The sequence below is a fragment of the Streptomyces sp. NPDC006265 genome, from assembly GCF_040613555.1.
GTDB lineage: Bacteria > Actinomycetota > Actinomycetes > Streptomycetales > Streptomycetaceae > Streptomyces.
Genome location: NZ_JBEXSH010000068.1, coordinates 1 through 18,699, shown reverse-complemented (window position 1 = coordinate 18,699; position 18,699 = coordinate 1). Strand labels below are relative to the sequence as shown.

Here is an 18,699-nt window from a genome sequence, read left to right as displayed (position 1 = left end):
GAGCAACTGAGGGCCAGGGTCCTCGACGTCCTGCCCCACGACCCGAAGGCCTACACGCAGGGCCTGGAGATGACCGGGCGGACGCTCTACGAGGGGACGGGCATGGCCGGTGAGTCGTCGATCCGCCGGGGCCCGCCCGGCCGGCCTCCCACCGTCCGTGCCGACCTGCCGGCGCCACTGTTCGGGGAGGGGGTAACCGTCCTCGGACGGACGCTGTGGCAGTTGACCTTCCGGGACCACATCGCCATCGAACGGGACGCCGGAACCCTGGCCGAGCTGCGTCGTCTCCCCTACCCGGCGGAGGGCTGGGGCGTATGCCACCAGCCGGGGCGCGGGCGGCTGGTCACCAGTGACGGTTCCGCCCGGCTCACCTTGCGGGACCCGCGCACGCTGGCCCCGACGGGTGAACTCCTCGTCACTCTTCGAGGCCGTCCGGTGCCGCGGCTCAACGAGCTGGAATGCGTGGGCGACCGTGTGTATGCCAATGTCTGGCCCTCCGACCGGATCGTGCGCGTCGACACGAGCACCGGCGCGGTCACAGCTCAGATCGACGCCTCGGGGCTGTTGCCCTCGAAGGAGCGGCGGCCCGCCCAGGTACTGAACGGCATCGCCACCATCCCGGGCACCGACGAGTTCCTGCTCACCGGCAAGTGGTGGCCGAAGATGTTCCGGGTGGTTTTCGTCGCCGGGTGATGCGGTTCCCGTCCGGTCGGCAGGGCCGCGCGGCGGGGGGCCGGGCCGTACCGGGTGCTTGGGCGCGGGCCGCCTCGGCCAAAGGGGGGGCGGTGCCCCGCTGCCGGCCGAGGAGACGTCCCGCTCGCCAGGTTGTGGGAGACCGGCCGCCGCCCGAGCCGGGGCCCCAATGCGCCGCGTCGCCGCGGAGCTCGGCACCGGCACCGGCACCGAGAAGGCCATGGCCTCGGGCCGCTGCCCGGTGACGGCGTCCCTCTCCGAGGACGCCTTCGGCGCGGAGTTCGACCACTTCGAAGTTCGGACTGCAGCGGATCCTGGACGGCCTGGAGGTACTGGTGGCCCGCCGGACCTAGGAGCACCCGCCGTCACGACCGGGCAGGCCCGTCGGGCACTCCCCCGGGCCGGTCTCGCGAAGGGCAGTGCCCACCCCTCCGCGGGGTGCTAACCCCGCCGCCTCATCCCCCGCACACCCAGTACGACCACCAGAAGCACCCCCGCGGCGATCGCGCCCGTCTTCAGGTTGCCGGTCAGCCGATCTCCCCCACCCCCGGACGTGGCCGAACCCCCGCTGCCGGAGGAGGAGTCGGAGTCTCCGCCTCCAGGGGCGTCCTGCGGCTCCACCGGGCTGTCCGCCCCCTCGGCGCCGTACATCAGCTTCTTGCCGTCCGCGGTGTACGTGACGGACTCTCCCTGCCCCAGGAACGGCACGCCGAGCCGTTCCTTCTTCTTGATCTTCCCGCCGTTCCAGTCGTACGCGATCGCGCCGAAGTAGCTGCGTACGACGAGGTGTTCGCCGTCCGGGGAGAGCGTGGCGTCGGTGGCCTCCAGGTCGGGGACCGCCGCGACCGGGCGGAAGACGTTCGAACCGGACGGGGAGAGCTCCGCCGGGCCCTCGAACAGGTGCCCGCCCTTCTCGTTCTTGTCGACGATGTAGACGCGGCCGGTCTTCGGGTGCACGACCAGGGACTCGGCGTCCCGCGCACCGTCGGAGTACTTCACGACGTACTGCGTGGCCTTGATCGTCTGGTTGCGCAGGTTCTTCGGCTCGGGCAGCCGGTAGATCCAGACGTACGGCCAGGTACCGCCCAGGTTGTCGCCGATGTCGCCGACGTAGATCTGGTTGTCCGGCCCGATGGAGATGGCTTCGACGTCGCGCGGGCTGCCGACGCCGGACATGGTGATCGTGGCGACCGTCTCGCCCGTCGCGCTGTCGACGGCGTAGAGGTATGCCCCGTCGTCGCTGTCGTTGTGCGTCCAGTAGATGCCGGGGTGCTGCCGCGAGGCCGCCAGGCCGCTGGACTCGGTGATGCGCGGGTCCTTGATCGTGAACTTCTCGTCGCCGTCGGCGGCGTAGGCGGGCACGGCGAGGGCGCCCGTGAGGAGGGCCGCGGCGAGAAGGGCGAACGGTCTGCGCATGCCCCAAGCCTGCCATCCGGCTCGGCGGTTCACCGGCGTAACGGATCACAGGGCCGACAGCAGGACATGAGGCGTGTTCCGGCTCACACCCCGTCGGCCGTCGAGATCGTTCATCATGAGCGGATGCTCAGGTTCATGCCCGTCGGTGACTCCATGACGATCGGGAGCACGGGCGAACACACATGGCGCTACCGGCTGTGGCAGCACCTGTGCCGTTCCTACGCCGGTCCCTGCACGCTCGTCGGCCCGCGCGAGACGCTCTACGACAAGCTCGCCGACGCCCCGGTGTCGTACGCCTACGCCGAACCGGACTTCCCGCGCGCCCACCTGGCCGGCTGGGGCGAGGGCTGGCAGCACATGGCACCGCTGATCGGCGACGCGGTGCGGTCCTGCCGCGCGGACGTGCTGCTGGTCTCCCTGGGCCTGATCGACCTGGGCTTCTACACGAACGCCGAGCAGACCGCCGAGAACGTCCGGGCCTTCACGGCCGAGGCGCGGGCGGCGAACCGCCGGGTGCGGATGGTGTGGCTGCCGGTCACCCCGAACGTCCGCGCCCAGTCGGACGCGGCCTTCGCCGGCGAGGTCACCCGCTTCAACGAACTCCTCGCCAAGACGGCCGCAGACCTCGACGAACCCGGCTCCCCCGTCCTCCTGGCCTCGCCCCCGCCCTCGTACGACGTCGCCACCGACACCTACGACGGCACCCACCCCAACGGGAGCGGCGAGCACAAGATCGCGGCGGCGTTCGCGGAGGCGATGCACCAGGGCTGGGACCTGGCCGGCCCCTACGGGAAGTAGCTCTGCGGCCGGCCTCACCCTCACGACCGACGGGTTCCCCCACGGCGGACACCGCCCGCTTCAGAACGCCACGTCGGCGACCCGGCAGGCCGACGCCCTCCGCACTGCGCTCGCCTGCTCGTACGCCTACGCCGGCGACAGCAGCTCCGGCTCGTTCCACGCCGTCCCCATGAAGGTCAGACCGACCGGCAGGCCGAAGGCGAAGCCCGCCGGGACACTGATCGACGGGTAGCCCGTGAGGGCCGCCGGGCTGGAGGAGCCGCCGCCGTGGGCATCGCCGCGGATCAGGTCGATCTTGGCCGGGGACCCGTCGTCGGCATCACCAGGGCGTCCGGACGATGCTCGCGCAGCCCGGCGTCGATGCCCTCGGCGCGGGACAACCGGTGGGAGCGCGGGAAGTCCGGTTCGGCGAGGCGTACGATACCGGGGCGTCGGCGAGCTGGTCGTAGAGCGTCTCGCGCGGGCCGGCGAGCTGCGTGGGGAGTTCCAGCCGCCTGCGCACGAGCTGCTGCGGCAGTCCGCGCAGTGGCCGGCGGCCGAGCTCCTCGCCCGCCGGCCCGACCCGTACGTCCCCACCCCCCGCACTCCGCGTGAGCCGCGACCGGTCGGGCCGACGAGGAACCGCTCGGGGCGGCTGGACCGCATCCGCGCCTGGCGGCCGAACCACTCCGGCCTCGACGAGCGCGTCACCCGCCTCGCCCCCTGGGCCCGCGACCGGCTGGAGGAGGAAGGCCTGCTCCTGGACGCGGCCCCCAAGGGCGGCCCCCTGATCGCCTCCGCCCACCGCTCCCCGCCGGCGAGGACCTCCTGCGCGAGGCGGGCCAAGGACCTCCTCTGCACCCTGCTTTTCGGCGAACCGGCCGACGGCGTCGCCCTCTGCTCTTCCAGATCGAGTGCGGCGAGGTCGCCGGCGAGCCGGTGGGCGTCGGCATCACCGCCTGCCTGAACCTGGTCAACGACCTGGAGGTCGACGAACAGGTGGAGTACGGGCGTATGGAGAACGTGGAGGAAGGCACGCTCGCCCAGGTACGTGCTTGCCTGGAGCGCACTTCAAGACGTTGGCTGGGAACCATGAAGTACACGCAGCTCGGACGCACGGGACTCAAGGTCAGCCGGCTCGTCCTCGGCACCATGAACTTCGGCCCGCAGACCGACGAGGCCGACAGCCACGCCATCATGGACGCGGCGCTGGACGCGGGCATCAACTTCTTCGACACCGCCAACGTGTACGGCTGGGGCGAGAACAAGGGCCGTACCGAAAGCATCATCGGCAACTGGTTCGCGAAGGGCGAGGGACGGCGCGACAAGGTCGTCCTCGCCACGAAGGTGTACGGCAACATGGGCGCCGACGGCCCGGCCTGGCCCAACCACGACAAGCTCTCCGCGGTCAACATCCGGCGGGCGGTGGACGCCAGCCTCAGGCGGCTCCAGACCGACCACATCGACGTCTACCAGTTCCACCACGTCGACCGGGCCACCCCCTTCGACGAGATCTGGCAGGCGATCGACGTCCTGGTCCAGCAGGGCAAGATCCTCTACGTCGGATCGTCGAACTTCCCCGGCTACAAGATCGCCCAGGCCAACGAGATCGCCGCCCGACGCGGCGGGACCATCGGCCTGGTCAGCGAGCAGTGCCTGTACAACCTCGCCGAGCGACGCGCCGAGATGGAGGTCGTCCCGGCCGCGCAGGAGTACGGGCTCGGGGTCATCCCGTGGTCGCCGCTGCACGGCGGTCTGCTGGGCGGTGTCCTCAAGAAGGAGGTCGAGGGCGGCCGCCGCGCCTCCGGCCGAGCGGCCGACGCGCTGGGCGACCCCGCCACCCGGTCGCAGATCCAGTCCTACGAGGACCTGCTCGACAAGCACGGCGTCGAGCCCGGCGAGGCCGCCCTGGCCTGGCTGCTCACCCGCCCCGGCGTGACCGGCCCGATCGTCGGCCCGCGCACCGCCGAGCAGCTCGCCTCCGCCGTCCGCGCGTCCGAGCTGGACCTCTCCGAGCAACTCCTGACCGCCCTGGACGGGATCTTCCCGGGCCCGGGGCCGAGTCCGGAGGCTTTCGCCTGGTAGGCCGTCCCTTCAGGGGCGCGGGGAACTGCGCGACAAGCCCCCACCGGCCCGCAGCCGGAGAACAGCCGTCCGCAGTTCCCCCACCGCCCTACCTCCCGAGCACGGAAGCCAGGGCGACGACGAGAAACATCAGCACGAGCACACCGGCCATGATCCGGTTGCGGGTTTTCGGGTCCACGGCACCGAGCCTAACCGGCACCCCCGAGTGCCCAGCGCCCGACCGTCTCGTACCGGGGCTGCTCCCCCGGGACCCCGGACGTCGGCAGATTACTCCGGACCAGGCACAGCTCCCGCACGGTCCAGGTCCGGCCCGTGAAGCCCGCGAGGGCGTCCAGGAAGGCCCGCACGTCCCCCGCCGCCCGGCTCCGCGCCACGGTCAGATGGGCCTTGTACCGCCGGTGCTCCCCCATCGGCACCCCCGCCCTGCGTGCCGCTGCCTCGGCCCGCTCGGCCAGCAGCCGGAGGGTCGCCAGGTCCCCCTCGGCCCCGGCCCACAGCGCCTTCCCGTGCCCGAACTGCCCGCCGCCCCGTACGGCCAGCGGAAACGGCTCGGTACGGCGCGCGGCCCGCTCCAGCCGCTCCGACAGCTCGAGGACGAGCCCGTCGTCGACCTCGCCGTAGAAGGCGAGCGTGAAGTGCCAGCCGGGCCGGCCGGTCCAGCGCATGCCGTCGGCGCCGGGCTGCTTGCGCAACTCGTCGACCACGGCACCGAGTTCACGGCACACTTCGTCCGGGGGCAGCACGGCCGCGAAGAGTCTCATGGGCCCAGCCTGGCACCATGGGGCGATGCGGATCACCATCCGGGACGGCGGGCCCGACGACATTCCCGCGATACTTGGCATGCTCGACAGCTGCGTGGAGTGGCTGGTCTCCCAGGGGCGCACGGGGCAGTGGGGGACGAAGCCGCTGTCGCAGAGCCCGAAGACGGTGGAGTCGGTCGGCCGGTACATGGCGGAGGGCAGCGTGTTCATGGCCGACGTCGACGGCGTCCCCGCCGGCACCCTCACCCTCACCGGCTCGGCGGGCGCCTACCTGTCCCACCTCCCGCAGCCCGGCGAGCCCGAGCGCTACATCCACTGGCTGGCCTCCGACCGCAGCTTCAAGGGGCACGGCGTGGGCAGCGCCCTGCTGACCCACGCCGCCGAGGAGACCCGCCGCGCCGGGATCTCCCTCCTGCGCGTGGACTGCTACGCCGGTGACGACGGCAAGCTCGTCCGCTACTACGAGGCCAACGGCTTCACCCGCACCGAGGCCTTCACGGTCGGCGAGAACGGCTGGCCCGGGCAGCTGCTGGCCCGGCGGGTGTAGGCGGCCTCCGGGTCCGGGCGTGTCCAGGTCACCGTGCGTATCGTTGTACCGCGCGGCCGGGCCCATCCGCGGGTGCGGCCGGGGAGGAGCGCCACGATGACCGTCCTTGACGACAGGATCGAGATGGCCGACAGCAGCGGTGAACTCACCCTCGACACCATGTTCGAGTGGGTGGAGTCGATGCCGGTCCCCGAGGGCTACAAGGTCGAGATCGTCGGGGGGAACATCTTCATGGCGCCTCAGCGGGACACCCACTGGGACATCATCCTGGACATCGTCGAGCAACTGCGCGGCAAGTACCCGCGCAAGCGCGTGAAGTCCGACGTCCGTGTCGACTACCCGGGCCACCTCAACGGCTTCGCCTCCGACATCACCGTGATGGCGGAGGGCGCGGCCAAGAACGCCAAGGGCCTGTGGCGCTACCAGGACGTCGAGTTCGTCGCCGAGGTGATCTCCAAGAAGACCGGCGCCAATGACTACGGTCCGAAGAAGGACGCCTACGCCGCCGCCGGCGTGCCGGTGTACCTGATCGTGGATCCGTACACCGGCCGCTGGCATCTGCACACCAAGCCCAAGGACGGCGAGTACCGGGGCGAGCTGAGCCTGGACTTCGGGGACGAGATCGACCTGACGGGGACCGTGGTCGGGCTCGTCCTCGAGACCGGCGAGTTCCCGAGGGACTGACGCCGCGCTACGCCGCCGGGGCCAGCGCCTCCTGTTCCCGGGGCACGAACCGCACCCGGGGATGTCCGCCGTGCCAGCCCACCGACAGGCGCAGGTTGCCGACCCGGGCCAGGATCAGGCCGATGACGGCCGCGGCGAGGGCCGCCACCGCGCCGCCGGCCGCGAGGCCGACCCGGGCGCCGTAGGTGTCGGTGACCCAGCCGACGATCGGGGCGCCGACCGGCGAGCCGCCGAGGAAGATCATCATGTAGAGGGCCATGACCCGGCCACGCACAGCAGGGTCCGTGGACATCTGGATGCTGGTGTTCGTGGTGACGTTGACCGTCATGCCGAACAGCCCCAGCGGGACCATGAGCAGGGCGAACATCCACAGCGTGGGGGTCGTGGCCGCCACGATCTCCAGCGCGCCGAAGGCCATGGCCGCCACGATCAGCAGCCGCAGCCTGGCCGTGCCCCGCCGCGCCGCGAGCAGCGCGCCCGCGACCGAGCCGACCGCCATCAGCGTGTTGAACATGCTGTACGCGCCCGCCCCCGCATGGAACACGTCGTCCGCGAAGGCCGAGAGGTACACGGGGAAGTTGAAGGCGAAGGTGCCGACGAAGCCGACCAGGACGATCGGCCAGATCAGCTCGGGGCGGCCGGTGACGTACCGCACGCCTTCCCGCAGCTGTCCCCTGCCGCGCGGGGCGCGCTCCACGACGTGCAGCTCGCGGGCGCGCATCAGCAGCAGTCCGGTGAGCGGTGCGATGAAGGACAGGCCGTTGAAGAGGAACGCGTAGCCGGTGCCGACGCCGGTGATGAGCAGCCCCGCGACGGCGGGGCCGACCAGGCGGGCGGACTGGAAGTTCGCCGAGTTCAGGCTGACGGCGTTCTGCAGCTGCCCCGGGCCGACCAGCTCGGAGACGAAGGACTGCCGGGCCGGGTTGTCCACGACGGTGGCGAGGCCGACCGCGAACGCGGCGATGTACACGTGCCACACCTGGACGTGCCCGGTGAGGGTGAGGACGGCCAGGGCGATCGCCGTGAGCGCCATCGAGGACTGCGTCACGAGCAGCGTGGGCCGCTTGCGCAGCCGGTCGACGAGGACACCGCCGTAGAGGCCGAAGAGCAGCATCGGCAGGAATTGGAGGGCGGTGGTGATGCCGACGGCGGCGGAGGAGCCGGTGAGGCTGAGCACCAGCCAGTCCTGGGCGATGCGCTGCATCCAGGTGCCGATGTTGGAGACGACCTGCCCCATGAAGAACAGGCGGTAGTTCCGCACCGTGAGGGAGGAGAACATCGAGGACTTGCGGGCGGGCCGGGCGGCGGGTGCGTCGGAGGCGGGCGGGGAATCGTGGGGATCAGGTGCGGGGGCGGAAGCTGCTCCGGGTCCCGAACTCAAATGGGTCGCCTCCTTGCAACGGCCTTCTTACAGATGCGCGAGCTTCTCCAGCACGGGGGCGGCGGCGCGCAGTTTCGCCCACTCGTCGTCGTCGAGGTTCTCCACCAGCGTGGCCAGGAACGCGTTCCGCTTGGCGCGGCTCTCCTCGAGCATGGCCTCGGCCTGCTCGGTGCGTGTGACGACCTTCTGGCGCCGGTCCTCGGGGTGTGGCTCCAGCCGGACCAGCCCCTTGGCCTCCAGCAGCGCCACGATGCGGGTCATCGACGGCGGCTGGACATGCTCCTTGCGGGCGAGCTCGCCCGGCGTGGCCCTGCCGCACAGCGACAGGGTGCCCAGCACCGACATCTCGGTGGGGCTGAGCGATTCGTCGACCCGCTGGTGCTTGAGCCGACGGGACAGCCGCATCACCGCGGATCGGAGGGAGTTCACGGCGGCTACGTCGTCGCCATGGCTGAGGTCCGGCATGTTCTTTAGCGTAACTCATTACTCTCGCTAAAGACCAGCGGGAAACACGTAAGAACGTCCGTGACTCCCGCCACTGAACCGTGACATCACTCATATGGGTGACACGACGGCGGAACGCGCCCCGCCGCACCGAACGGTGCCGCGACCCTCATGGTCATGGGGACCAGCGTGCTCAGCCTGCGAATAGATCACGACCTGCTCGAACGGCTCAGGCACCATGCCGCGAAAAGGGGAATGAGCGTCCAGGACCATGTCGTCCGGACGCTCATTCGCGATGACTTCGACCAGCGGTTCCAGACCGCGGTGGAGGAGACCGAGAGGTTCTACGGGTCACCCGACTCCGGTGACGGGGATCAGGTCAGACCCAGCGCCGGCATCAGGTAGTAGAACGCGAACACCGCCGACACCACGTACATCGCCACCGGCACCTCCCGGCCCCGCCCGGCCGCCAGCCGCAGCACCACGAAGGTGATGAAGCCCATGCCGATGCCGTTGGTGATCGAGTAGGTGAACGGCATGATCAGCATCGTCACGAAGGCCGGGACGGCGATCGTGTAGTCCGCCCAGTCGATCTCCTTGACCGACCCGGCCATGATCAGGAAGCCGACCGCGAGCAGCGCGGGGGTGGCCGCCTGGGACGGGACCATCGTGGCGACCGGCGTCAGGAAGAGGGCGACGGCGAAGAGGCCACCGGTGACGACGTTCGCCAGACCGGTCCGGGCACCCTCGCCGACACCCGCCGTGGACTCGACGAAGGCGGTCGTCGCGGAGGAGGAGCTGGCGCCACCGGCGGCGACCGCGAGGCCGTCCACGAACAGCACCCGGTTGATCCCGGGCATCTGCCCCTCGCCGTCGGTCAGCTTCGCCTCGTCGGAGACGCCCATGATCGTGCCCATCGCGTCGAAGAAGCAGGACAGCAGCACGGTGAAGACGAAGAGCACACCGGTCAGCATGCCGACCTTGCCGAAGCCGCCGAACGGGCTGACCTGCCCGATCAGCCCGAAGTCGGGGCTCGCGACCGGGTTGCCGGGCCACTTGGGCGTGGTCAGGCCCCAGCTCGGCACCTTGGCCACCGCGTTGATGATCACCGCGAGGACCGTCATGGCGACAATCGAGATCAGGATCGCGCCGGAGACCTTGCGCACGATCAGCGCGAGCGTCAGCAGGACACCCAGGATGAAGACGAGGACCGGCCAGCCGTCGAGGTGACCGTCGCCGCCCAGCTGGAGCGGGACGGTGGTCTGGGCGACGTCCGGGATCCGGGAGACGAAGCCCGCGTCGACGAGCCCGATCAGCATGATGAACAGGCCGATACCGATGGAGATGGCCTTGCGCAGTCCGTAGGGCACGGCGTTCATGACGCGCTCGCGCAGTCCGGTCGCGACCAGCAGCATGACCACGAAACCGGCGAGGACCACCATGCCCATCGCGTCCGGCCAGGACATGCGCGGGGCGAGCTGGAGGGCGACGACCGAGTTCACGCCGAGGCCGGCGGCCAGCGCGATCGGGACGTTGCCGATGACACCCATGAGGAGGGTGGTGAGCGCGGCGGTGAGGGCCGTCGCGGTGACCAGCTGCCCGTTGTCGAGCTGGTGACCGTACATGTCCTTGGCGCTGCCGAGGATGATCGGGTTCAGCACGATGATGTAGGCCATCGCGAAGAAGGTGGCGAGACCGCCGCGGACCTCGCGGGACAGAGTGCTGCCCCGCTCGGAGATCCGGAAGAAGCGGTCGAGTGCGCCGTACGTGGGCCCGGCTCCCGGCTGCTGAGGGACGGGGACCTTGGCGGGAGCCGAGGAGGACATATGTTTGGTGTTTCCTACGAAGAGAAGTGGTCAGACATAAACCGTTTCAGTATGAACATATAAGGCCCCGATCGACTATCTGCGCGCGTAGACCTGATCGCCTCGTAAGCTGTCCCCATGGCGAAGTGGACCCCCAGACACGAGGCGCCGGAGCCCCTTGAGGGCCCCGTGGTCGCCACCATCACCGGCGGCACCATCCTGTGGTTCGTCCTCTTCGTGGCCCAGCTCCCCTTCTACGGCTGGTTCGACGACCACGGCCACACCTGGTGGGTGTGGACGTGCCTGGCCGGCGGCGGGCTGGGACTGATCGGCATCTGGTACGTCCGCAAGCGCGACGCCGCGATCAAGCGGGCGGAGACCGCCGACGACTTGACGGCGACTCCCCCTGCCGAATAAGGCCCCCGGCCCCACGGCACCTTCCTTGCCTGCTTTCGGCGAGACACGCCCCCACCCCCTCCCTACGCTCGTTTGAGGCGGCGAAACGCTCGAGAACCGTCGGCGCGCAACAGCCGCCCGACCGGTGAGGAGCGCAGCGATGACGATGGAGAACAGCGCGGCCGGGGCCGACCGCGCCCTGAAGTCCAAGCACCGGACGATGTGGGCCCAGGGCGACTACCCCTCCCTGGCCGCCGAGGTCATCCCCGGCCTGGGAGCGATCCTGGTCGAGGCGTGCGGGGTGCGCTCCGGCCTACGGGTGCTGGACGTGGGCGCCGGCTCCGGGAACGCCGCGATCCCGGCGGCCCTGGCCGGCGCGGACGTGGTGGCCTCCGACCTGGCGCCAGAGCTGTTCGAGGCCGGCCGGGCGGTGGCCGGGAAGCAGGGGGCGCAGCTCACCTGGCAGGAGGCCGACGCCGAGGCCCTGCCCTTCGGCGACGCCGAGTTCGACACCGTGCTGTCCTGCGTCGGCGTCATGTTCGCCCCGCACCACCAGCAGGCCGCCGACGAGCTGGTCCGGGTCTGCCGCCCCGGCGGCACCATCGGGCTGCTGAACTGGACGCCCCAGGGCTTCATCGGCCGGATGTTCGCCGTGATGAAGCCGTACGCGCCACCGCCCCCGCCCGGAGCGCGGCCGCCCCCGCTGTGGGGGGACGAGGACCATGTACGCGCGCTCCTCGGCGACCGGGTCACGGAGGTCGGTGCCGAGCGCCGCGCGGTCCGGGTCGACCGCTTCGAGACGCCCGAGGCGTTCCGCGACTTCTTCAAGGAGCGCTACGGCCCGACCATGAGCGTCTACAAGAACATCGCCGCCGAGCCCGAACGCGCCGCGGCCCTGGACTCCGCCCTGGTCGACCTCGCCCGCGACGGCGACCTCGGCACCGGCTCGGGCGGGACGGTCCTGGAGTGGGAGTACCTGCTGTTCACCGCCCGCCGGGTGGGCTGACACCCGGGCGTGGCACCGCGGTCCGACGGCGTACAACTGCCCTACGACCGCGGCATGAAGTCCGTCCTTCCCAGGTCGGATCCTGGCCGCATTCAGCGGGTGAAGCGGCAAATCCGCACGTACCGTCGAATGCATGACGCATCTCGACGCGGGTGCCCGGCCCGACTCCGCGCGGCCGGCGACGGTCACCTCCCGCGAGACCGGCCTGACCGGTGCTCAGGTCGCCGAACGGGTGGAGCGCGGTCAGGTCAACGACGTGCCGGTGCGCAGCAGCCGGTCCACCGTCGACATCGTCCGCGCGAACGTCTTCACCCGCTTCAACGCGATCATCGGCGTGCTGTGGCTGATCATGCTGGTGGTCGCGCCGATCCAGGACAGCCTGTTCGGGTTCGTGATCCTCGCCAACACCGGCATCGGGATCGTCCAGGAGTGGCGGGCGAAGAAGACGCTGGACTCGCTCGCGCTGATCGGCGAGGTGCGGCCCACCGTACGGCGCGACGGGACCGCCGCACCGGTCAGCACGTCCGAGATCGTGCTGGACGACCTGATCGAGATCGGGCCCGGGGACAAGGTCGTCGTCGACGGTGTCTGTGTCGAGGCGGACGGGCTGGAGATCGACGAGTCGCTGCTCACCGGCGAGGCCGACCCGGTGGTCAAACACCCCGGCGACCACGTCATGTCGGGCAGCTTCGTGGTGGCGGGCGGCGGGGCCTTCCAGGCGACGAAGGTCGGCCGTGAGGCCTACGCAGCCCAGCTCGCCGAGGAGGCCTCGCGCTTCACCCTCGTCCAGTCCGAGCTGCGGTCGGGCATCTCCACCATCCTCAAGTACGTCACGTGGATGATGGTCCCGACCGCGATCGGCCTGATCATCAGCCAGCTGGTCGTGAAGGAGAACGCCTTCGACGACTCCGTCGCCCGCACCGTCGGCGGCATCGTCCCGATGGTCCCCGAGGGGCTCGTCCTGCTCACCTCGGTCGCCTTCGCCATCGGCGTGATCCGCCTGGGCCGCAAGCAGTGCCTGGTGCAGGAACTGCCCGCGATCGAGGGGCTGGCCCGGGTCGACACCGTCTGCCTCGACAAGACCGGCACCCTCACCGAGGGCGGCATGGACGTCACCGAGCTGCGCCCGCTCCAGGGCGGCGACGAGACCTACGTACGGAAGGTGCTCGGCGCGCTCGGCGAGTCCGACCCGCGGCCGAACGCCTCCCTGAAGGCGATCATCGACGCCTACCCCGCCGTCGAGGGCTGGCGCTGCACCGAGGCCCTGCCGTTCTCCTCCGCCCGCAAGTACAGCGGCGCCGTGTTCAGCGAGGGCGACGGGCAGACCGGACGGTGGCTGCTGGGCGCACCCGACGTGCTGCTGGCGGACGACGATCCGGCCCTGGCCGAGACCGGGCGGCTGAACGAGCAGGGCCTCCGGGTGCTGCTGCTCGCCCGGGTCGCACGGGACCTGGACGATCCCGACGTGACGCAGGGGTCGAGGCCCACCGCGCTGGTCGTGCTGGAGCAGCGGCTGCGGCCGGACGCCGCGGACACACTGCGCTACTTCGCCGACCAGAACGTCCGGGCCAAGGTCATCTCCGGCGACAACGCGGTGTCGGTCGGGGCGGTCGCCGCCAAGCTCGGGCTGTCCGGCACCACCGTGGACGCGCGCCGGCTGCCCGCCGAGCAGGACGGGATGGCCGAAGCGCTCGACAACGGCACGGTGTTCGGGCGGGTCACCCCGCAACAGAAGCGGCACATGGTGGGTGCGCTGCAATCCCGCGGGCACACCGTCGCGATGACGGGCGACGGGGTGAACGACGTCCTCGCCCTGAAGGACGCCGACATCGGCGTGGCGATGGGCTCCGGCTCGGAGGCCACCCGGGCGGTCGCGCAGATCGTGCTGCTGAACAACAGCTTCGCCACGCTGCCGTCGGTGGTCGCCGAGGGGCGCCGGGTCATCGGCAACATCACGCGGGTGGCGACGCTGTTCCTCGTCAAGACGGTCTACTCGGTGCTGCTGGCCGTCCTGGTGGTCTGCTCGCAGGTGGAGTACCCGTTCCTGCCGCGCCATCTGACCCTGCTGTCCACGCTGACCATCGGCATCCCGGCCTTCTTCCTCGCGCTCGCGCCCAACAAGGAGCGCGCGAAGCCGAATTTCGTACGGCGGGTCATGCGGTACGCGATCCCGGGCGGGGTCGTGGCGGCGATGGCGACCTTCGCGACGTACCTCCTCGCCCGGGAGCACTACACGGGGACGGGAGCGCTGGACGCGGAGACGAGTGCGGCGACGCTCACGCTGTTCCTGATCTCGATGTGGGTGCTGGCGATCATCGCCCGGCCCCACACCTGGTGGCGGGTCACCCTCGTCGCGTCCATGGCCGGGGCGTTCCTGCTGGTGCTGGTCGTGCCGTGGTTGCAGCACTTCTTCGCGCTGAAGCTGGTGGGGCTGACGATGCCGTGGACCGCCGTCGGTATCGCGGCGGTGGCGGCGGCCGCCCTGGAACTCCTGTGGAGGTGGGTGGACCGCCGCTTTCCCGCTTAGCGCTCGGCTCGGGCGGTGAGGACTTCTGCCGAGTTCCGTCCGCGAGCCGCATGTGGCCGTTCGCGCAGTTCCCCGCGCCCCTGGCGGGGCGCTCTACTTCACGTCGACGTAGTCGCCGGTGGCGTTGACGGCCGGGGTGGTCGTGGTGCCCGCGAAGGAGTAGCGGAAGTAGCCGTCCACCGAGGCCTTGACGGTGGTCTTCAGCTCGCCCGTGGAGTTGGTCTTGATGGTCTTCACGGTGGTGTAGGTGTTGCTGTTCTTCTTGCGGAACTGCAGCTTCACCGACTGGTTGGTGTAGCCGTGGTACTTGTTGTCGTCCCAGTTGGCGCGGGACAGCTTGCCGGTGACCGTGATGGTCTTGCCCTTCTTCACCGGCTCGGGCGAGGCGTTGACCGTCAGCTTGGAGGCCCGCTGGACCTTGGCCGTCTTGTAGGCCTCGCGGATCTGGTAGTCGCCGTCGTTACCGGCGGCAGCGGCCCACACCTTCCAGGTACCGGCCAGGATGTTGCTGTAGACGTTCTCGTTCGGGTCGGCGATCAGCGTGACCTTGCAGGTGGCGGTGGTCGCGCTGGAGTTGGTGCACTTGCCGACCTGGTCGTTGTCCAGGGTCTCCGGCACGATCGCGCCGTCGGCGCTCTCGGTGTCCGGGCCGTGCCACAGCATCGCGAAGGCGTCCTGGACGCCTTCCGGGTCGGTGGCCGTCACGGAGACGGTGAAGGACTTCTTGACGGTCGTGCCGACCACGATGTTCTTGCCGCCGTTGACGGTCACCCCCGTGATCTTGGTGTCGCCCAGGGACTCGTCCGCCGGAGCGGCGGCGGTGAACGGCGTGGCCTTCGAGGCGGACGGGACCAGCGACGCCAGATTCGGCGCGTGGTGGTCCGCCTGCGCGGCCGGCACGGCGAGGGCGGAGAGGGCCAGGGCGCCGGTGACGGCGGCCACGGTGGCTCGGATACGCATGCGTTCTCCAGGTGGAGAGGGGCCCCGGTGCTCGTCGTCGGCTCTCGGGGCCCAAGTGATCGTGGAGTCTGTTGACTCACGTGATCAGATACCTGAGGGATTCGCTTGGTTGTACGGCTGGTGAAAAACATGTGCGGAAATTTTCACCAACGGCCTTACGGCGGCACCGGATCGGCCGAACGGCTCAGTCGAACCACCGGTCCCGCGCCAACTCCTCGGTCCGGGACGGGTCCTCCAGCAGCGCCGCCACCTCGAACCGCCGTGGCCACTGCCCCGCCGCCCAGGCGAGCCCCGCGGCGACGCCCTCCAGGGTGGCGGCGTGCAGGACGCCGTCGTCGGTGAGGCGCCAGTCGATCTCCACGCCGTCGACGACGAGTTCCTCGTGCTCGACGTAGACGGACGGGGTCTTCCGGCCCAGCAGCACCCGCACCGGCTCGGGCACGTCGTGCTCGGCGCCCTCGGAGGTGACCTCCCCGGTGACGGACTCGCTCAGCCGCCGCACCTGGAACAGTTCGGCCAGGTCGGCGGCGCGGGACGGCCGTACGGGAAGCAGCGGGACGCCCTCGGTGAACGGCAGCAGGTCGGGCGAGTCGCACACCACGGCGTCGGCCGCGTCCACGACCTCCACCCGGCCGTCGGTGACGGCCCGCAGGTCGTCCGGCAAGGTCACCTGCTCCGGGTCCAGCTCGGCCAACGACCCGTACAGCGCGTGCAATTGAGAGCCCGTCACCTCACGCTCGGGGTCGGCGAGCCGCTCCAGCAGCTCGGCGGCACCGCCGGGCTCGTCCAGCAGCGCCGCGACGGACGTCCGCACGCCCAGTGCCCTCAGCACCTGCTCGTCCTCGAACCCGGTCGCGTCGGCCTCGTCGTAGAGCCCGCGCAGCAGCGCATCGCCGCCGGCGGCCCGCAGACCGGCCGGGCGGCGGCCGTCGAGCACCGGGTTCCCGCGCAGCCACCAGGCGGTGTACGGGCGAACGACCTCGTGTGTCCCGTCCGGCAGCAGGATCCGCACGGGCTGGACGATGGCGTCCCTGAGCGGCGGCCGGGACAGCAGCGTCAGCGCCTGCGCCCACTTGTCCTCGTCGACGAGGTCCAGATCCCGTACGGCGACGATCTCGGTGGCGACCGGAGGCACCGGGCTGTCCGGGAAGCGGTCGAGGATGTCCTCGCACCACACGTCGACGGCGTCCAGCAGGCCCGCGTCGTCGGGCTCGGCGAAGTCGCCCTCGCGGGGCTCCAGTTCGTCCGGGTCGAGGACGACGTCGGTGGCGCGGACGAGCGCGAAGTTCACCAGGACACCGCAGGCGGCCAGCGGTTGTTCGCCCCACTTGCCGGCCAGCTCGGCGTCCACGGCGGCGAGTTCGCCCTCGCGCATGACCTGGGCGAAGGGGCTTCCGGGGTAGACGAGTTCGCAGGCCGGGGCCGGTTCGCCGTCCTCGTCGGGCAGGGCGAGCGAGCCGAGCCAGGGCTCGTCACCGGGCTCCAGCGCGGCGTCCCGCGCCAGCGCGAGCACGGTGTCGGCCAGTTCGTCGGCGTCGAGGACGTCCTCTTCCCAGTTCACGCCGCCCTCGTCGTCCAGGGACGCGGCGACGGCGGCCCGGACCTGCGGGGTGGTGAGGATGGCCCGGGGTGTCGCGGGCAGCGCGCCGAGCTTCTCCAGGATCGGGTGGGAGGCGTCCGGGTGGGCGACCTTCAGTCCGAGCCGGGCCAGCACCTCGGGGTCGATCCGGGCGGCCTCCGCGCTGGGCAGCAGGATCTGCCGTGGCCCGATGGTCGTCCGGCCGTCGGCCAGCGGGACCGGCAGCCCAGACAAGCGGTCCGGGTCGATCCCGGCCAGGCTGTCGTAGAGCCGCCGCCACCAGCCGGGGTCCTTCTCCAGCCCGGCGAGGCGGTCGATCGCGTCGGTCAGCGGGACGCGGGCGACGCCCAGGGTCCGCAGTTCGGCGCGGCGCTCCAGCCCGGCGGGCAGCAGCGTGGGCAGCACCTCGGCGAGCACCCGCACGGTGTCCGCGCCCGCGCCCTCGACGATCTCGGCGTCCCGGGGCCGCAGGGCATCGGGCAGGTCGTCGCCCTCGTGGGGAGGAACGGCGGGCGGCAGGAAGGCCGGGTGGGCGGGCGGGAGGAACTCGGTCCGCGGCAGCCGGTCCAGGATCGCCTGGCGCAGGGCGCCGTCCAGCTCGCCCTTGCCGAGCGGGCCGGGCACCAGGCCGATGATGCCGGAGGTCACCGGCCGCCAGTCGCCGAGGAGTTCGGCGTAGGCGTCGGCCGCGCGCTGGACGAGGAAGTCGGTCAGCGGGCCGGGAGCGGCGTGCCGACGGGTGGAGTCCAGCGGGAACGAGGCGATGAGCAGCGCCGGGACGCCGAGCGGTTCGTCGCTCGGGGTGGGGGCGTGCACGACCGCGCTGGTGCGGGGCCGGGCCGGGCTGCCGTCGCTGTCCACGGGGACGGCCCAGGTGACGGCCCAGTGGGGCCGCAGCCGCTCCTCGACGGGCCGGTCGGCGAGGAGGTCGGGGGTGAGGGGGCCGTGAGCCGCCGCGGTGCGCCAGTGGGTGACGCCGTGGACGGAGTCGTCGACGACGGTGAAGGCACCGTCGGTACGGCGGGTGAGGGCCCGCGGGCTCTCCCCGTTGATCTCGACGACCAGCTCTTCGAGTCCGGGGAGGGTGAGCAGCAGGGCGTCGTCGACGGCCCTCAGGAGCCGTTCGGTGAGATCGGCGGCGGCCGCGTCGCGCAGCGGCAGGATGACGGCGGTGTCGTACGGGTCGGGTGCGGTGCCCTCGGCGGCGTACGGCAGCCGCAGCAGCGGTACGTGCCCGTCGCGGCGCCGCACCTCGTCGCCGAGGCCGGGGCTGTGCCGGGCGGTCTCGGCGGCCAGCGCCCTGGCCTCGGCGAGCGACCAGCGCACACCGCCGTGCCGGCCGACGACGGCGGGCTCGTCGGTGACGGAGAGGACGGCGGCGAACCCGACACCGAACCGTCCCACGGAGGACGTGTCCCGCGGGTCTCTCTTGGCCGAGGCGCGCAGCGTGGACAGGGACTCCACTCCGGCGGCGTCCAGCGGGGCGCCGGTGTTGGCGGCGACGAGCACCCCGTCGCGCAGGGTGAGCCGCAGCCGTCCCGGCTTGCCGGCCCGGGCCGCCGCGTCGGCGGCGTTCTGGGTCGAGGGCGGCCCGGGCACGGGCAAGACGGCCGTCGCCCTGCACCGCGCCGCCTACCT

Annotated in this window: 16 protein-coding genes and 1 pseudogene; 9 read left to right on the top strand and 8 right to left on the bottom strand. The window is 71.3% G+C overall.

Features of this window, described 5'->3' with window-relative positions; all coding sequences use genetic code 11:
• Positions 1 to 693: glutaminyl-peptide cyclotransferase (locus tag ABZ281_RS08940; RefSeq protein WP_356653556.1), on the top strand; the 693-nt coding region annotated here is incomplete at its 5' end.
• 441 nt (positions 694 to 1,134) lie between these two features.
• Here ABZ281_RS08940 and ABZ281_RS08935 read toward each other — a convergent pair.
• Positions 1,135 to 2,109, bottom strand: a complete 975-nt coding sequence (locus ABZ281_RS08935) for a WD40 repeat domain-containing protein (protein WP_356653554.1) — start codon at positions 2,107 to 2,109, stop codon at positions 1,135 to 1,137.
• 123 nt (positions 2,110 to 2,232) lie between these two features.
• On the opposite strand from ABZ281_RS08935, the gene ABZ281_RS08930 reads away from it, so the two are divergent.
• Positions 2,233 to 2,907 carry an SGNH/GDSL hydrolase family protein gene (locus tag ABZ281_RS08930; RefSeq protein ID WP_356653552.1) on the top strand — a complete coding sequence of 225 codons (675 nt, stop codon included), beginning with the start codon at positions 2,233 to 2,235 and terminating at the stop codon, positions 2,905 to 2,907.
• A gap of 129 nt (positions 2,908 to 3,036) precedes the next feature.
• On the opposite strand, the pseudogene ABZ281_RS08925 reads toward ABZ281_RS08930, so the two are convergent.
• Positions 3,037 to 3,296: pseudogene (locus ABZ281_RS08925) on the bottom strand (amidase family protein); the annotation flags it as partial.
• A 682-nt stretch (positions 3,297 to 3,978) separates the two neighbouring features.
• On the opposite strand from ABZ281_RS08925, the gene ABZ281_RS08920 reads away from it, so the two are divergent.
• Positions 3,979 to 4,971, top strand: a complete 993-nt coding sequence (locus tag ABZ281_RS08920; RefSeq protein ID WP_356653558.1) for an aldo/keto reductase — start codon at positions 3,979 to 3,981, stop codon at positions 4,969 to 4,971.
• A 188-nt stretch (positions 4,972 to 5,159) separates the two neighbouring features.
• On the opposite strand, the gene thpR is transcribed toward ABZ281_RS08920, so the two are convergent.
• Positions 5,160 to 5,732: an RNA 2',3'-cyclic phosphodiesterase gene (thpR, locus tag ABZ281_RS08915; RefSeq protein WP_356653550.1), complete on the bottom strand. Its 573-nt coding sequence runs from the start codon at positions 5,730 to 5,732 to the stop codon at positions 5,160 to 5,162.
• A gap of 25 nt (positions 5,733 to 5,757) precedes the next feature.
• Between thpR and ABZ281_RS08910 the strand changes: the two genes are divergently transcribed.
• Positions 5,758 to 6,279: a GNAT family N-acetyltransferase gene (locus tag ABZ281_RS08910; protein ID WP_356653548.1), complete on the top strand. Its 522-nt coding sequence runs from the start codon at positions 5,758 to 5,760 to the stop codon at positions 6,277 to 6,279.
• Between the two features lie 96 nt (positions 6,280 to 6,375).
• A complete protein-coding gene (locus ABZ281_RS08905; RefSeq protein WP_356653546.1) occupies positions 6,376 to 6,963 on the top strand; it encodes a Uma2 family endonuclease in 588 nt (195 codons plus the stop codon).
• Between the two features lie 7 nt (positions 6,964 to 6,970).
• On the opposite strand, the gene ABZ281_RS08900 is transcribed toward ABZ281_RS08905, so the two are convergent.
• Both ABZ281_RS08900 and ABZ281_RS08895 read right to left on the bottom strand, forming a co-directional pair.
• A complete protein-coding gene (locus ABZ281_RS08900) occupies positions 6,971 to 8,344 on the bottom strand; it encodes an MFS transporter (RefSeq protein WP_356653544.1) in 1,374 nt (457 codons plus the stop codon).
• Positions 8,345 to 8,371: 27 nt separating this feature from the next.
• On the bottom strand, positions 8,372 to 8,809 hold the full coding sequence (locus tag ABZ281_RS08895; RefSeq protein WP_298564185.1) for a MarR family transcriptional regulator: 438 nt from the start codon (positions 8,807 to 8,809) through the stop codon (positions 8,372 to 8,374).
• A gap of 150 nt (positions 8,810 to 8,959) precedes the next feature.
• Between ABZ281_RS08895 and ABZ281_RS08890 the strand changes: the two genes are divergently transcribed.
• A complete protein-coding gene (locus ABZ281_RS08890; RefSeq protein WP_356653542.1) occupies positions 8,960 to 9,193 on the top strand; it encodes a ribbon-helix-helix protein, CopG family in 234 nt (77 codons plus the stop codon).
• On the opposite strand, the gene ABZ281_RS08885 is transcribed toward ABZ281_RS08890, so the two are convergent.
• Complete coding sequence (locus ABZ281_RS08885) at positions 9,163 to 10,614, bottom strand: NCS2 family permease (protein WP_356653540.1); 1,452 nt, start codon at positions 10,612 to 10,614, stop codon at positions 9,163 to 9,165. The two genes, ABZ281_RS08890 and ABZ281_RS08885, sit on opposite strands and share 31 nt — an antisense overlap.
• 117 nt (positions 10,615 to 10,731) lie before the next feature.
• Between ABZ281_RS08885 and ABZ281_RS08880 the strand changes: the two genes are divergently transcribed.
• The 3 genes from ABZ281_RS08880 (at position 10,732) to ABZ281_RS08870 (ending at position 14,522) form a co-directional block, all read left to right on the top strand.
• Complete coding sequence (locus ABZ281_RS08880) at positions 10,732 to 11,010, top strand: DUF2530 domain-containing protein (RefSeq protein WP_356653538.1); 279 nt, start codon at positions 10,732 to 10,734, stop codon at positions 11,008 to 11,010.
• A 139-nt stretch (positions 11,011 to 11,149) separates the two neighbouring features.
• The gene (locus ABZ281_RS08875; protein WP_356653536.1) at positions 11,150 to 11,995 is read left to right on the top strand and encodes a class I SAM-dependent methyltransferase; all 846 of its coding nucleotides are present in this window, start codon (positions 11,150 to 11,152) and stop codon (positions 11,993 to 11,995) included.
• A 133-nt stretch (positions 11,996 to 12,128) separates the two neighbouring features.
• Positions 12,129 to 14,522 (top strand): HAD-IC family P-type ATPase, encoded by a 2,394-nt coding sequence (locus tag ABZ281_RS08870; RefSeq protein WP_356653534.1) that lies wholly within the window; start codon positions 12,129 to 12,131, stop codon positions 14,520 to 14,522.
• 93 nt (positions 14,523 to 14,615) lie between these two features.
• On the opposite strand, the gene ABZ281_RS08865 is transcribed toward ABZ281_RS08870, so the two are convergent.
• Positions 14,616 to 15,482, bottom strand: a complete 867-nt coding sequence (locus ABZ281_RS08865; protein WP_356653532.1) for a calcium-binding protein — start codon at positions 15,480 to 15,482, stop codon at positions 14,616 to 14,618.
• 184 nt (positions 15,483 to 15,666) lie between these two features.
• Complete coding sequence (locus ABZ281_RS08860) at positions 15,667 to 18,660, bottom strand: molecular chaperone Hsp90 (protein ID WP_356653530.1); 2,994 nt, start codon at positions 18,658 to 18,660, stop codon at positions 15,667 to 15,669.
• Between the last annotated feature and the right edge of the window lie 39 nt (positions 18,661 to 18,699).